The organism is Pseudoalteromonas marina (assembly GCF_000238335.3).
Taxonomy (GTDB): domain Bacteria; phylum Pseudomonadota; class Gammaproteobacteria; order Enterobacterales; family Alteromonadaceae; genus Pseudoalteromonas; species Pseudoalteromonas marina.
The window spans coordinates 77,148-91,263 of the sequence record NZ_AHCB03000010.1; the positions used below are offsets into that span (position 1 = coordinate 77,148).

At 41.0% G+C, this 14,116-nt stretch carries 14 protein-coding genes; 9 read left to right on the forward strand and 5 right to left on the reverse strand.

What is annotated here, in order from left to right; all coding sequences use genetic code 11:
• Nucleotides 1-29: 29 nt before the first annotated feature.
• Both PMAN_RS14780 and PMAN_RS14785 read right to left on the reverse strand, forming a co-directional pair.
• Complete coding sequence (locus PMAN_RS14780; RefSeq protein WP_006793743.1) at nt 30-245, reverse strand: SlyX family protein; 216 nt, start codon at nt 243-245, stop codon at nt 30-32.
• Nucleotides 232-1,230 carry a WD40 repeat domain-containing protein gene (locus tag PMAN_RS14785; protein ID WP_008126758.1) on the reverse strand — a complete coding sequence of 333 codons (999 nt, stop codon included), beginning with the start codon at nt 1,228-1,230 and terminating at the stop codon, nt 232-234. The genes PMAN_RS14780 and PMAN_RS14785 overlap by 14 nt, the downstream gene beginning before the upstream one ends.
• 216 nt (nt 1,231-1,446) lie before the next feature.
• Here PMAN_RS14785 and fkpA point away from each other — a divergent pair, with 216 nt between their 5' ends.
• A complete protein-coding gene (fkpA, locus tag PMAN_RS14790) occupies nt 1,447-2,193 on the forward strand; it encodes an FKBP-type peptidyl-prolyl cis-trans isomerase (RefSeq protein ID WP_008126756.1) in 747 nt (248 codons plus the stop codon).
• A 71-nt stretch (nt 2,194-2,264) separates the two neighbouring features.
• On the opposite strand, the gene PMAN_RS14795 is transcribed toward fkpA, so the two are convergent.
• The gene (locus PMAN_RS14795) at nt 2,265-2,735 is read right to left on the reverse strand and encodes an Rsd/AlgQ family anti-sigma factor (protein ID WP_008126754.1); all 471 of its coding nucleotides are present in this window, start codon (nt 2,733-2,735) and stop codon (nt 2,265-2,267) included.
• 523 nt (nt 2,736-3,258) lie between these two features.
• Between PMAN_RS14795 and hemE the strand changes: the two genes are divergently transcribed.
• Nucleotides 3,259-4,323, forward strand: a complete 1,065-nt coding sequence (gene hemE, locus PMAN_RS14800) for a uroporphyrinogen decarboxylase (RefSeq protein WP_008126752.1) — start codon at nt 3,259-3,261, stop codon at nt 4,321-4,323.
• Nucleotides 4,324-4,396: 73 nt separating this feature from the next.
• On the opposite strand, the gene sthA is transcribed toward hemE, so the two are convergent.
• The gene (gene sthA / locus PMAN_RS14805) at nt 4,397-5,827 is read right to left on the reverse strand and encodes a Si-specific NAD(P)(+) transhydrogenase (protein WP_010557785.1); all 1,431 of its coding nucleotides are present in this window, start codon (nt 5,825-5,827) and stop codon (nt 4,397-4,399) included.
• Between the two features lie 13 nt (nt 5,828-5,840).
• Entirely contained in the window at nt 5,841-6,974 is a 1,134-nt protein-coding gene (locus PMAN_RS14810; protein ID WP_006793749.1) for an acyl-CoA desaturase, read from the reverse strand.
• Between the two features lie 126 nt (nt 6,975-7,100).
• On the opposite strand from PMAN_RS14810, the gene fabR reads away from it, so the two are divergent.
• The 7 genes from fabR to PMAN_RS14845 all read left to right on the forward strand — a co-directional run bounded on the left by fabR (nt 7,101) and on the right by PMAN_RS14845 (nt 13,712).
• Nucleotides 7,101-7,718, forward strand: coding sequence for an HTH-type transcriptional repressor FabR (gene fabR, locus PMAN_RS14815; protein WP_010557784.1), 618 nt, complete (start codon nt 7,101-7,103; stop codon nt 7,716-7,718).
• A gap of 125 nt (nt 7,719-7,843) precedes the next feature.
• Nucleotides 7,844-9,037, forward strand: coding sequence for a hypothetical protein (locus tag PMAN_RS14820; protein WP_010557783.1), 1,194 nt, complete (start codon nt 7,844-7,846; stop codon nt 9,035-9,037).
• A 9-nt stretch (nt 9,038-9,046) separates the two neighbouring features.
• Entirely contained in the window at nt 9,047-9,703 is a 657-nt protein-coding gene (locus tag PMAN_RS14825) for a PGRP and LysM peptidoglycan-binding domain-containing protein (protein WP_010557782.1), read from the forward strand.
• 3 nt (nt 9,704-9,706) lie between these two features.
• The gene (locus tag PMAN_RS14830; protein ID WP_010557781.1) at nt 9,707-11,413 is read left to right on the forward strand and encodes a T6SS phospholipase effector Tle1-like catalytic domain-containing protein; all 1,707 of its coding nucleotides are present in this window, start codon (nt 9,707-9,709) and stop codon (nt 11,411-11,413) included.
• Nucleotides 11,398-11,916 carry a DUF2931 family protein gene (locus PMAN_RS14835; RefSeq protein ID WP_010557780.1) on the forward strand — a complete coding sequence of 173 codons (519 nt, stop codon included), beginning with the start codon at nt 11,398-11,400 and terminating at the stop codon, nt 11,914-11,916. The genes PMAN_RS14830 and PMAN_RS14835 overlap by 16 nt, the downstream gene beginning before the upstream one ends.
• 102 nt (nt 11,917-12,018) lie before the next feature.
• Nucleotides 12,019-12,540: a DUF2931 family protein gene (locus PMAN_RS14840; protein ID WP_010557779.1), complete on the forward strand. Its 522-nt coding sequence runs from the start codon at nt 12,019-12,021 to the stop codon at nt 12,538-12,540.
• A gap of 98 nt (nt 12,541-12,638) precedes the next feature.
• On the forward strand, nt 12,639-13,712 hold the full coding sequence (locus tag PMAN_RS14845) for a WD40 repeat domain-containing protein (RefSeq protein ID WP_010557778.1): 1,074 nt from the start codon (nt 12,639-12,641) through the stop codon (nt 13,710-13,712).
• Nucleotides 13,713-14,116 lie beyond the last annotated feature (404 nt).

A 14,116-nucleotide genomic window follows, 5' to 3' on the forward strand; every position in this document is an offset into this window, starting at 1 on the left:
CCGGTTTTTATTGCCTAAGTACACACCTTTTAGTAATGCGGAGGCGGCGGCTCTGGCATATTAGACATCATAGAAGGCGAGGTTTGCGCTTCTTTAATTTTTTCTGCCAGCAGCTCTGTTTGGCGTTTCATTTTAGCTAGCATTTGCTGGTGCACTTTGATCTCATCGTTTAAGATTTCAATCGTTTCATCTTGAAAAGCTACTTTGGCTTCAAGTTCCATTACGCGGTGTTCAATTGTGTTCATTAGTGTCTCGTATAATAAATCGCTCTGCGATACCGCTGGAGCTTTCGGTTAACAACGACTTATCGTTATCTATAAATGCCACATCAAGCACAACGGCCGATTTTGGTTTACTGCCTTCTCGCGGCGTAACTTGCCACGTTTGAATTTTTTCACCGCTTGATATTTGCCATAAATCAACTCGCTTATTAGGCGAACCCGTTGCCAGCAATGTGCCTTGCTCGTTAAAGCGCACGGCGGTAAAAATTTTCTGACGCGCAATATACGCCAGTTTACTCACAAGATCACCTGTAGTCAGTTTCCATACATGTGCTTGTGCCATACTGTCGGCGGTAAATGCAAAGCGACCTTGTGGATCAAGGGTTACTTGAGTAACACGAGTTGGGTGGCTAAAGCGATGAATAACTTGGCCTGTATTGGTATCCCAAAAATAGGCCACGTAGTCGTTAGAGCCGCTTAATGCGTAGCGCCCATTAGGCGCCAAATCAACGGTGTTAACTTTATCTTGATGGCCTAAAAACTCAATGCGACGTCCGGTTTCAAGGTTTAAAAATACAACCACACCATCGCTACGGCCATATAATACACTGCGACCTTGGTTACTAATGGCAATATCTCGAATCGTGGCTTTTTGTATTTTGTAATAGCCTTTGTTTTCGCCAGTGCTGATATCCCACACCGCGAAAGTAGTTTTTTCTGCGGTAACCGCCACGCTGTTATCAAAGGCAATAGCAAGGCTGTAAACTAAGTTGTCTTGAGATTGCTGCTGAAACCATTGGTATTTTAAAACGTGCTGTTGATTATCCCACAGCGCGACCCCATGGTTGATAGAAGAGATTAAACTGTACTTTCCATCGTGAGAGAGAGCTGACGAAAATGCACCTTGTGCGGTATGCTCAAAGCTTTCTACCGATTGATTTTTTTTATCGGTACAGGCAATGGCTAAAAAACAGCTAAAAACGATTAAAAAAGTACGAAATATCGACATCTTACAGGTATTTCCTCTTAACTCTTAGTGACTGAGAGGTTAGACTAGGTGCGTTAAATGCCTAGGTTGTTTGTCTAATCACTGGATATATATTTCTAAGTTTAGCTAACAATACAGACTTTAGTTATTAAACAAACAGCCTACCATGTAGGGCGTTAATCTTTAACTAGTAATATTACAATAAATGACAACTGCAAAGTATGTCGGAGATTTAAAATGAAAAAGACGATTAGATTGTCATTGATTGCAGCGTCGGTTTTAGCGCTTACAGCTTGTAATCAAGAAGCAAAAAAAGAGCAAGCTGAAGTAACATTAGACACTGTAGAGCAACAACAAGCATACGGTATTGGTGCTTCTGTAGGTAACTTTTTAAATAAAGACCTAGCAGACAAATCTGAAATTGGCATTGAGCTAGACCAAGCGCTATTAATTCGTGGTTTTGAAGATGCACTTGCTGGCAATGCAAAAATTGACGAAGAGAAAATTCGTGAAGTGTTAACAGCTTTAGATACCTCAGTACGCACTAAGCAAGAAGAAAAAGCGAAAGTTGAGTCTGAAAAAAGCAAAGCGGCAGGTGTTCAATACCTAGCTGATAACGCTAAAAAAGAAGGCGTAACAGTAACTGAGTCTGGCTTACAATACGAAGTATTAAGCGAAGGCGAAGGCGAAAAGCCAGCAGCAACAGACGTTGTTAAAGTACATTACAAAGGTACTTTATTAGACGGCACTGAGTTTGATAGCTCATACGCACGTAACGAACCAACTACATTCCCACTTAATCGCGTAATTGCTGGTTGGACGGAAGGTTTACAACTTATGCCTGTAGGGTCTAAGTATAAGTTTACTATTCCTTCAGAGCTTGCTTACGGCGATCGTGACCTTGGTAAAATTCCAGCTAATTCAACACTTGTTTTTGAAGTTGAATTACTAGAAATTCAAAATGCAGAAGCACCTGCAGAATAAGCCAAGCTTAAAACGTAAAAAGGGACCTTAGGGTCCCTTTTTTAATTCGTGTAACTTAATTAAATCTTGATTTAATCAGTATGATTAGAAAACAGGTTATCAATCAGTTCATCTTCAAGCTCAAAACGAAGCTCTAATGACTCACCAATAACTGAAAGGTCGTTATCAAACCCTTCTAATAAGTCTTCTTTATTTACTTCAGCGTACTTGTCATTAAAATCAAGTGCGACATCGGTGGTGCTTGAAATACGCGGATAAATTGAGTTTGCAAGCTTTTGGCTCTCTAAGCCCTTTTTTTCACAGGCTTTAGCAATATCATCGTACACTTCAAAATGCCCTGCAGAGAGGTAATCCATAAGGAGTTGGCAAAAAGACTGTATTTGTTCAGGCTCTGGTAGCGCGTGATCTTTTTTATCATAAGGCGCAAACCCTGCAATCTTGCAATACAGTACAATAAGTTCTTGGCGTTCATTAAGCCAGTTATCGATTACTGTATGGCTACCACCCCATTTCTGTTGAGCTTTTTCTACACGCGTCAGCATAACTGTTCTCCTAAGCTGGGTTGGTTTTTAGTTACATTCGTTTTTATGTACATCAAGATATATTTAATTTGCGTGTATATCAACAAGTAATGCAGATGTTGTAAAAGTGCAGAAGAATTATTTATTGAAAGGCTAAATATTTTATTGCAGGCAAGAAAAAACCACCGGTTAAGGTGGTCTAATTTCTTCAAGTGGCTTGTTATAACAAGCTTTCTTATTTTTATTAAATGATTTTTATTGTTATTATTTAAAACTTTTTATTTTTATTGTTTTAATAATTTATTATTGTTTTTGTTAACGCGGGAAAGACAATACCAAGGTTTTTGTTATGTTGCAAACATATTAACAAAAAGTTTTAAATGTTAGTGTTTTTTGCCTAATTTATAATCAAAACGGATTAAAACCGTCAATATTATTGATCTGCTTCTATGTAAGGGCGTTTTCGTCTTTAAGAAATAGAGAGGCGATGAATATGGTGGTACAATCTTGCACAATTTCTATAAGCATTAGGATCATTTACGCCATGAGCGAATTAAAAAACGACCGTTATTTACGTGCACTTGCAAAGCAACCCGTTGATGTAACGCCTGTATGGATGATGCGTCAAGCTGGACGTTATTTACCAGAGTACCGTGCTACACGTGCGCAAGCGGGCGATTTTATGAGCCTGTGCCGTAATGCTGAGCTTGCCTGTGAGGTAACACTTCAGCCACTGCGTCGTTACCCATTAGACGCGGCTATTTTGTTCAGCGACATTTTAACGATTCCTGATGCAATGGGTTTAGGTTTGTACTTCGAAACAGGTGAAGGCCCTAAATTTGAACGTCCTATTTCATCGCTTGCAGATGTTAAAAAAATACCTAAGCTCGATCCAACTGACGAGCTTGGCTATGTAATGAACGCGGTAAGCACTATCCGTCGTGAACTTAAAGGCGAAGTACCACTTATTGGTTTTTCTGGCTCACCATGGACACTTGCTACCTACATGGTTGAAGGCGGTAGCAGCAAAGTATTTGGTAAAATTAAAAAAATGGCGTTTGCAGAGCCGCAGACACTGCATTTACTATTAGACAAACTTGCTGATTCAGTAATCGACTACTTAAACGCACAAGTAAAAGCCGGCGCACAGTCGTTAATGGTATTTGATTCGTGGGGCGGTGTATTAAGCCCGCGCGACTACAACGAGTTTTCACTGCAATACATGCACAAAATTGTTGATGGCCTGATACGTGAGTACGATGGTCGCAAAGTGCCAGTAACATTATTTACTAAAAATGGCGGCCAGTGGATAGAAGCCATTGCAGCCACAGGTTGTGATGCAGTAGGCCTAGATTGGACCATTAATATTGGCGATGCTAAACGCCGCGTAGGCGATAAAGTGGCCTTGCAAGGTAACATGGACCCGTCAATGCTACATGGTACGCCAGATCGTATACGCCAAGAAGTAGGCACTATTTTAGAAGACTTTGGTACAGGCAATGGCCATGTGTTTAACTTAGGTCACGGTATTACGCCAGATGTTGACCCAGAAAATGCCGGTGTATTTATTAATGCCGTGCACGAGCTTAGCGGCCAGTATCACAAATAATTAATGTGTTTTATGCATTAATACTAAAAAGCCCGCTTAACAGCGGGCTTTTTGTTTATACGCTTTAAAGTGCTTACTTAAACAAGCGATTTAAACCATTCAATGCTGCAACTCGATAGGCTTCTGCCATGGTTGGGTAGTTAAATGTGGTATTTACGAAGTAGTCGATATTATTGCCACCATTTTTTTGCTCCATAATGGCCTGGCCAATGTGAACAATTTCAGAGGCACGTTCGCCAAAGCAATGTACCCCAAGTACTTCTTTGGTTTCGGTGTGGAATAATATTTTTAAACTACCTACTTCAGTACCTGCAATCTGCGCGCGTGCAAGATGTTTAAACTGAGCGCGGCCTACTTCGTAAGGTACTTTAGCAGCGGTTAGTTCTTGCTCTGTTTTGCCCACGGAACTCATTTCAGGAATGGTATAAATACCCGCCGGAATATCAATAATTAACTTATCATCACAGTTACCACAGGCTATTGCATCAGCTGCAATACGGCCTTGGTCAAACGCAGCACTAGCTAGGCTTGGGTAGCCAATTACATCGCCTACCGCATAAACGTTTTCAACCTCAGTTTGGTAGGTTTCGTTTACTTTTATTTGCCCACGGCCGTCGGCTTTTAAGCCAATGGCTTCAAGGTTAAGTGTGTCAGTGTTACCTGTGCGGCCATTCGCAAATAAAATACAGTCAGCCTTTACACGCTTGCCCGATTTTAAATGCATAACAACGCAATCGTCGCGCGTTTCTACACGATCAAACTCTTCGTTATGACGAATAACAATGCCGCTATTCCAAAAGTGGTAGCTAAGTGCATCTGATATTTCAGCATCCATAAAGGCAAGTAAACGGTCGCGAGTATTCACTAAATCAACTTTAGCGCCTAAACCTTTAAAAATAGAAGCATACTCACAGCCAATAACCCCTGCGCCGTATATAAGTACGCGCTGAGGGTCGTGCTCAAGGCCTAAAATAGTATCGCTCTCGTAAATACGAGAATGGCTAAAATCAACTTCAGGTGGGCGGTAAGGGCGAGAGCCCGTAGCAATAACAATTGTTTTTGCAGTAATACGCTCGGTTGAACCGTCAAGACGTTTTACTTCAACAGTGTGTTTATCAACAAAGCTCGCATCACCTTGAAACATATGAATACGATTACGATCGTAAAAGCTACTACGTAAATTAGACTGCTTAGAAATAACCGAACTTGCGTGACGTAAAATATCAGGAAACGTTAAACGACTCGGGCGTTCACCAATATTAAACAACGGGTTGGCTTTGTATTCAATGTAGCGGCTAACCGAGTGACGCAATGCTTTAGAAGGGATTGTTCCCCAATGTACACAACCGCCGCCGACTGTTTCTTGGCGCTCTATAACCGCTACTTTTTTATTGTTTTTCGAAAGGTTCATGGCGGTGCCTTCACCGCCAGGGCCCGTACCAATAATTATTGCGTCATATTGGAAACTTACGGGTGCTTTTTTCTGTTCTGGTTGTTTGGCCACAGCCACTCCTAAATTAATTAAAAGAGGCTTTTAATAACCTCGCATTAAGTGCTAGCCATGCCTGCTTTTGATTTTCCCAGGCGGCTTCCAGCTCGTGATATTGTGCCATTAAAGCTGAACGTTCACACTGCTTTGCCATATTATTTTTTTTAACTTCTAAAACTTGTTTTTGAAGTGAACAATAAGTCTGCAGTTTTTTCAGCAATAAATCGTATTCTTGTTGTAATAATGTAAGCCTATCTTGCGCTAAAGGCAATTTTGCAAGGCGTGTTTGCGTTTTGCTCATAAGCGTATCGGCTTTAGCTTTTTCTATGCGCTCAACAGGGGTACGCTTTAATTTACTGGCTAAACCAACAGCAGCTAAAGAGCGAATCATCCATTTAGTGGGGTCATAATGAAACCACTTAATCCCATTACGGTAATCACTTGCAAAAATATGATGAAAGTTATGGTAACCCTCACCATAAGTAAATAACGCTAAAAAGCCATTATCGCGCGCGGTATTTTTTTCAGTGTATGGGCGCGAACCCCATATGTGGGCCACCGAGTTAATAAAAAAGGTAAAGTGTTGGCTTAATACTAAACGCAGTAAACCCGCTAAAATAAGCATACCCCACACGTCGCCCACTAATAAACCAAGTACTAATGGTAGGCCAACATTCATCGCAATAACTAGTTTTAGGTAGTGCTTGTGTTGCCACATAACGATTTTATTTCGCTGTAAATCACGACAATTACTGTAATCACCGTAGCTATCGCCTTGGTAGTCACGTAACATCCAGCCAATGTGGCTGTACCAAAAGCCATTGGTTGCGGCGTAAGGGTCTTTTATTGGGTCGTCAACTTGGCCATGGTGTATACGGTGATCGCTACTCCAGTGCAGAGCGCTGTTTTGCAACGCAAACGCACCGCCAAGGGCAAAAATAAATTCAACAGCAGGATGAGCATTATACGTTTTATGTGCCCATAAACGGTGGTAACCGGCTGTGATAGATAGGCCCGCAAAAAACATACAGGCTACAAAAGCAATCCAATGTGCGCTGGTAAATCCGTAGCTAATGCCATACCAAGGAACAAGTGTGATAGCCGCTAAAAAGGTAAGGCTAAAAAATAGGACGTTTGTCCAGATAATCGGTGGTTTATTCATCATTCTCAATCTCAGCGTACAACTGTAAGCTAAAATAGTATTTCAAACTCTCGCCGTCAAGTATTAGACTGGGGAATTGAGCTATTATCACTAAATATTAATATAAAATTATTCAGGGAGTTGTTGATGTCGGGTGTTAGAGCGCAACAGAAACAAAAAACACGACAAGCCTTAATTCAGGCGGCATTTAATCAGCTAAGTGCAGATCACAGCTTTTCGAATTTAAGTTTACGCGAAGTAGCCCGCGAAGCTGGCATTGCGCCCACCTCGTTTTATCGCCATTTTAAAGACATGAACGAGCTAGGTTTAACCATGGTAGACGAAGCCGGTTTAACCCTTCGCCAGCTAATGCGCCAAGCCCGCAGACGCATAGCAAACGACGGTGGCAGTGTAATCAACACCTCGGTTGTTACGTTTATGGAATTTATAGACAGCTCAAGTAACCAATTTAGGTTATTACTGCGTGAGCGCTCTGGCACATCTAAGGCCTTTAGAGCCGCAGTCGCACGCGAAATCAAACACTTTATTTTAGAGCTTGCCCACTATTTAGAAAGCGAAACCAAGTGCGACGCCATACACGCCTACATCCAATCAGAAGCCATGGTAACACTGGTATTTAACGCCGGCGCTGAAGCATTAGATATAGAAGGCCAACAACTTGACGAACTTGTTGAGCGTGTTATTTGGCAGCTGCGTTACATAACGCGTGGTGCAACCCATTATGTAAGAGAAAAGGCTGACTAATTTAAATTATTTACATAAAACATTGTAGATTTATTGTTCTAATTTCATTATATTACGCGTTGTAACAGCAGCGCGTTACCTAGACAGTAAAAAATAAACAACTCTCTTACAAAGAGAAAGCGAGGATGCAAATGCTCACCAAGGATCCGGTGAACTTAAATTACCCCCCATTGTTTGAACAACCACATCACGAGCTTGAAAACTCTCAGCCCGTGGTTATATTCTCTCATTTAAGCCGTGCTCAATTTTGCCAACTGCCAAAAGTACTACAGAGCAAATTACAAAGTAATTTATTTGGTGTGGTAGACAAGTATCAAGCTGCTTGCCTGCGGGACGATACACGCAGCCAATACTGGGTAAAAAATAAAGAGTGGCAAAAAGTGTCGTATTCGGCTTACAAGCTCGCCAGTACGCGTGTAGCTATTTATCCAAAACAAACTCAAGCACCCACAAAATACTCAGGCGCAATTAATAATGGCTCAATAGCATCATCGCAAGCAGCGCTACAAAGTAATAACTTTACCAATAAAGGGGTTATAGCCCCTAATACACCTGCATTTATTAATAGCCTAGCAGCGGCGCAAAATACACCACAGTATATAAACCAGCAAAGCTATAAGGCTAAAACAACAAAAAAACCTCGCCCTGCGCAGCAGTATACCCCCGCTATACGTATTTATAAGCCAGAGCTAAACAGCACAATGCTATTAAAAGCATCGCACACAGTTAGGCAAAATTTTACAACTCACGTACTTAGCGCCGCCGAAACCGTAGAGCAACTCGCACAGCAATATACCGGCTATAAAAATGCCAACTTAATTTACGATTACAACTTAGGCTATAGCGAACGCAAACCTGCAAAAGCAGGCACAAGCTTAACAGTCCCCAATGGTTGGAAACTTAATATTGAAGGCTCATGCAGTAACAGCCGCAGTGTAGTTATTCAGTGGCAAGGGCCAACTAGTGGGCAAATAACGCTACAACTAGAAAAAAAACGCCCCGACGAAGTCTCGTTTTGGCAGCACTACGCTGAAGTAAAACCGGGTATTTATAATGTTACGGTAACGGCCAGTGGCGCAACCGACACCACCACATTTACTGTTGAACAACCCACTTTAGCCTACGAAATAGAACTACTCGACGAAGCTGGCGAGCCACAAGCTAACATGGGCTACAAAATACGCCTACGCAACGGCCACATTATTACCGGGCAGCTTGACCAAAACGGCTATGCCAACGTATCAGGCCCCGACTTTGAAAACGCTAAAGTCAGCTTTTTTGAACTCGACAGCGAAGATTGGTCTGTAGGTAAAGTTTAAGGATATACAATGACCCAACAACACACCGTAGCCCAAGGTGAAACGCTATTGCGCATAGCAAAGCAATACGGCTACCAAACATCTAAAGCGCTTTACAACCACCCAAGCAATGCAGAGTTTAAAGCCCTACGCCCAGACCCAAACTTAATTTACCCGGGCGATAAAATTACGATTCCGCCAAAAAAAGAAAAGTTCATACCGCTGCGCACCAACAGCATTAATAGCTTTGTGGTACAAAACGAAAAAGAGTATTTTCGATTGCAAGTATCGTACGACGACGGCGATGATGTTACCGGTAAACGCGTAGTACTTAGTATTGGTAGCCAAACAATAGATACCGTACTGCAAAGTGATGGGCTTATTGAAGTAGAGCTTAATAATAACGACGCCCTAACCGGCACCATTGATTTATATCTAAATGAAGGTGAAACCACACCAACTAAAAGCTTTAACGTGCAAATAGGCAACCTAGATCCAATCGATACGCTTTCAGGTGTGCAAGGCAGGTGCAATATGTTGGGTTTTGATTGTGGTACGGTTGATGGTGTTAACGGTGCAAAAACCAAAGCCGGTGTGAGGGAATTTCAACAAGCGCAACAACTACAGGTAGACGGCATTGCAGGGCCGGTTACTAAAAGCCGTCTTGTTTATGTTTATGGAGCCTAAGTTATGAGCCAAGCAATGCCCATGGCAGTCAATAAAGTTAACACACTAGTTATAAAAACAAATGTAGGTGCGTTACAAAAACATATCATAGTTAAAGTGATTGGTGATGTAGCTATAAAAGCGCAGTTGTTTAGCCAAGGTAGTACGGTTAACTTAGAGCAACAGGGCAATCAACAGTACCACTTTAAAAACCTGTCACAACAAGCGCTTTATACCTTAAAAGTAACTATAGCGGGCGAAGCAGAATTAACCCTTATTAACGAACAAAGCTTTGCAGATTATTTTGACCTGTTAAAAGTTCAGTCATTCAATATTGGTGAAAAAGGCGGGCCGCAATTACTCGAACATAAAATATTACCAAAAGGCCATATTGAAATAACCTTGCTCGCAGAGCCCCCTAGCTTTGGTGTATTTTTTGATGGCACAGGGAATAACCGCCTTAACGACATACAAGATTCAACCGACGCGAATGAACCAACTAATGTGGTTAAGTTGTTTGAGTTATATCCAGTAAAGGCTTTTCAAGATAGGCATTATGAAGAAGGTATTGGTACTAAAGCAAATGAAAGCGATTCAACCTTAGATATGGGCTTAGCGTTTAGTTTTGATGAACGCATAGAGCAAACGCTATTCAGAACTATTGAGTTTTTCAAAAAATTTGCGTACGTAAAAACTGGGGTTATTGACGTATTTGGTTTTAGCCGTGGTGCAGCGCAAGCACGGGCATTTGTTAATCAAGTGAATGCGATTTATAAAAATAATCCACACTATTGGGGCGGTATTAAGCCGGTTATTCGCTTTGTTGGCTTATTCGACAGCGTTGCATCTATTGGTGGTGATGGTGATAACAACCACAGTGAGTTTTATGCTAATGATGAGCTTGATTACTCTGTTAATTTAAACCTAGCAAGTAGTAGTGCGGGGTTTGTAATGCACTTAGCGGCGTTTGATGAAAAGCGAGATAAATTTCCACTCAGTTCATTACGCACTCGTAATAAGCAGCTCCTTAAAAACCAGCAAGAGATTGAATTACCGGGTGTGCACTCAGATATTGGCGGCGGTTATGGCCCCGTAGAAACAACCATATTATACCCGTGGCAATATATTGCGGGGCAAGCCGGAGAGCCAGAGCACGATAAAGAATTAGCGCAGCTTAAAAAGTCACTTGAGCAAAAATATTATTGGCCAACAATTAATATTGAATTTAAAGCAAGTAGGCCAAGGATGAACAGAAAGCCAAAGCGAATTCGTAATGAATCAGAGTATACGGTTTATACCGGCTATAAACCGTATTGGCGGCGCAATTTAAATAATACCTTACCCCATTATAGCCTAGCGCTAATGTATGAAGCGGCGGTTAACCAAGGGGTGCCACTACAAAGCTTAACGGAACTTGCTAACCGTAAACAAGCTGACGGCCAAGCTATACCTTATATTTTACCTAACGAGCTTAAAGCACTGGTTGATAGCGCCCGTAGCTTTGGCCCACAAAGTGATGCCTGGCAGGCTTTATATAAAGATTACATCCACCACAGTGTTAAATATTCAGCAACGATTGATGCGATTGCTCATGGCCCTGAAGAAGACGCTGAATTCACCACTAAAAACCAACAACGTGAGCTTTTTTACAATCAGCCAGAACAGGCTGAAAAGAGTGAGCAATGGCAATCACAACTAATAAATGGATATAGATTATGGACAAGCTCATAAAATTACTTATCACACTCGCTTTAATATTATTCGCTGTAGGATGTTCTTCAACAGGTAAAATTGATTACATGGTTGCAGGTGTTGGCACGGAAAATGGCAATGCAATTTGGGGGCGCTCTGTGGTATTTGATGATGAGTGGGGTATTCCTTCCGGTGCAATAGAATGTTGTTACGCACAAGCTGGTGGTACTGTGAGTGTTTACAATCAAAAATTCCCAGAAAAAGTCGCGGTTGAATGGTTAGATAAGTCAGAGAACAGAATTTACTACGGTGAAGTGGCAATAGATAAAAATGGCTATAAATTAGCTAAAAATTTACCTGCTTATACATGGGTAAGTACAGGAGAAGTAGAAGAAAATATCAGGCCTTATTTAATTGTTGGCATGGGCGAAACTGGCGAAATAAAAGTGTGGCTATCAAATACAAGCTCAGGAATGAATAGAACAGGTCGCGTATTACACGAGCTTGGCTCTGGGCAAGCACAATGGCGTGAGAATAAGTAACTAAGCCATTACCCTTCCCTCCTCAGCAGGAAATTATAACCGGCCTGTGCAAGCTGAAGCAAATAAGCAATGGCAGTCACAATTAATTAACGGATATAGATTATGGACAAGCTCATAAAATTACTCATCACACTCACTTTAACATTATTCGCCGTAGGGTGCTCGTCAACAGGTAAAATTGATTACATGGTCGCAGGTGTCGGCACCGAAAATGGCAATGCAATTTGGGGCCGCTCAATAGTATTTGATGATGAGTGGGGGATCCCTTCCGGTGCAATAGAATGCTGTTACGCACAAGCTGGTGGTACTGTAAGTGTTTACGATCAAAAGTTCCCAGAAAAAGTTGCGGTTGAGTGGTTAGATAAGTCTGAAAATAGATTTTACTTTGGTGAAGTGGCAATAGATAAAAATGGTTATAGGTTAGCTAAAGACTTACCTAGATATACTGTTGTAAGCACAGGTCGTAAAGCAAAAGAGATCATCCCTTACCTAATAATTGGTATGAGCGAAACCGGTGAAATAAAAGTATGGTTATCAAATGCGCCATCAGGTAGAAATAGAGTAGAGCGTGTATTACACGAGCTAGCCTCAGGGCAAGCACAATGGCGTGAGAATAACTCTTAAATCGATTGCCGTCAGTAGCTTTGGATAATGGTACTACAAGCCAAGTTGCTACTTATATTACCTCGTAAATAAATGCATTTAGTAAAAGAATAGTTTTAGTGACATTTTTAAAAAATCACAGCATGCTTTGCGCCCTCAGCGTTTGTTTTAGCTTATTACTAAGCGGTTGCTCAGAGCCTTCATCGCAAAGTATAACAAACACAACAGCCGTTGATGTTGCTAAATACCCATGGGCTAAAGAGCATAAAAACCACCCTGAGTGGCCACTCGAAATACGCGAAGAGGTGTATGGCGATGCAGATACATTTTCAACCCCACGGTTAATGTTCTGGAATAAATATAAATACAGCGAGGTTTATACGCTTTGGTCATCAAGGTTAGATGGCTCAGACCGGCGCCGTATTATTTCAGAAGAGGTATTTATAGAGTTCAGACCTGTTGGGCTGCATAAGGTAGCTCGCTCACCAGATAGCCGTTATATCGCTATTTCGGGCTATATAAATGACCGAGCGACTCGCCAGTTATACGACACCAAAGATAAAAAGCTGATTAGCATGTCAGGTGGAGGAGGCTACCCTTGGTTTAATTGGACCTCAGACAGTGAAAACGTCATTTTTTACTCAGATGGTAAAAACTTTAATTACAATGTACCAACAGGGGAGCTAACCTCTCGGCCGCAAATTCACCACAGTGGCGCTGCTTTTTTACTTCCGGGAGATAAAGAGTTTTTAGCTGTAAAGCACGATGGCTTTTGGATACATAAGTTTAATGGTGAAGTGGTTCGCAAAGTTAATTTTGGTTTTCCACGTAAGTGGAGAATGAAAAACCATCGAATTTCGCCCGATGGCAAGTATTTAGCGTTTATGACTCATTTAAGGCCAAAAGCACATTTTCATTGGGTAAATATTGCCAACCCTGAAATAAAACATTCAGAAATAGGGGAAGGTAATGGCGTTATTTTCTCTAATAAAGAAGATTATCAGCTTGAATATACCAATCGCAATTTGCCTGAGCGTAATGAGAAAGGGTGGTTCCTTTCCGAGCGTATTATAAGAACAATAAACATAGTGACAGGCGAGCAATCAGAAGCATTAGAAAAAGAGAATAATATTTGGGGTATGGGCTCAATATACCCTATAGCAATTACTAATTCGGCAATGCAAGGAAGTTAATATGCATGAACTAAGCAAAGGATCTGCAAGCCCAATAGTTTACTTATTAACAGAATACTTTGAACAGAATGAATCGATTCTATTGATATGCAAGTAGGCTCAATATAGCTCAAATCACTTTGACTATTTTGTCGATAAAGTGAGTCATGGCACTTTTTAATCATTAAACATGTGATTACTTTATAAACTTAAATAAAAGTGACAAAACTTATCTAATCGGGGATCACTTTAAAGCCGATTTAATTATGGTGACAAGAAGCGTACTTGGCATTTTTAATCTTATTATTTAAGCTATATTAGTTTATATTTTCTTTATGGTTGTGTTTTAAAGGTGTTTTGTGGAATTTTTATGCTTGCTTCGATCTCTCTGTAATGTTAAAAATAGGTCTCACTGAACACACACA

Coding starts and splice junctions, on each gene's coding strand:
- fabR (WP_010557784.1), top strand. CDS start 7,101: ATGTCGGGTGTTAGAGCGCAACAGAAACAAAAAACACGACAAGCCTTA.
- PMAN_RS14840 (WP_010557779.1), top strand. CDS start 12,019: ATGGACAAGCTCATAAAATTACTCATCACACTCACTTTAACATTATTC.
- PMAN_RS14780 (WP_006793743.1), bottom strand. CDS start 245: ATGAACACAATTGAACACCGCGTAATGGAACTTGAAGCCAAAGTAGCT.
- PMAN_RS14825 (WP_010557782.1), top strand. CDS start 9,047: ATGACCCAACAACACACCGTAGCCCAAGGTGAAACGCTATTGCGCATA.
- hemE (WP_008126752.1), top strand. CDS start 3,259: ATGAGCGAATTAAAAAACGACCGTTATTTACGTGCACTTGCAAAGCAA.
- PMAN_RS14820 (WP_010557783.1), top strand. CDS start 7,844: ATGCAAATGCTCACCAAGGATCCGGTGAACTTAAATTACCCCCCATTG.
- PMAN_RS14810 (WP_006793749.1), bottom strand. CDS start 6,974: ATGAATAAACCACCGATTATCTGGACAAACGTCCTATTTTTTAGCCTT.
- PMAN_RS14835 (WP_010557780.1), top strand. CDS start 11,398: ATGGACAAGCTCATAAAATTACTTATCACACTCGCTTTAATATTATTC.
- PMAN_RS14830 (WP_010557781.1), top strand. CDS start 9,707: ATGAGCCAAGCAATGCCCATGGCAGTCAATAAAGTTAACACACTAGTT.
- fkpA (WP_008126756.1), top strand. CDS start 1,447: ATGAAAAAGACGATTAGATTGTCATTGATTGCAGCGTCGGTTTTAGCG.
- PMAN_RS14785 (WP_008126758.1), bottom strand. CDS start 1,230: ATGTCGATATTTCGTACTTTTTTAATCGTTTTTAGCTGTTTTTTAGCC.
- PMAN_RS14795 (WP_008126754.1), bottom strand. CDS start 2,735: ATGCTGACGCGTGTAGAAAAAGCTCAACAGAAATGGGGTGGTAGCCAT.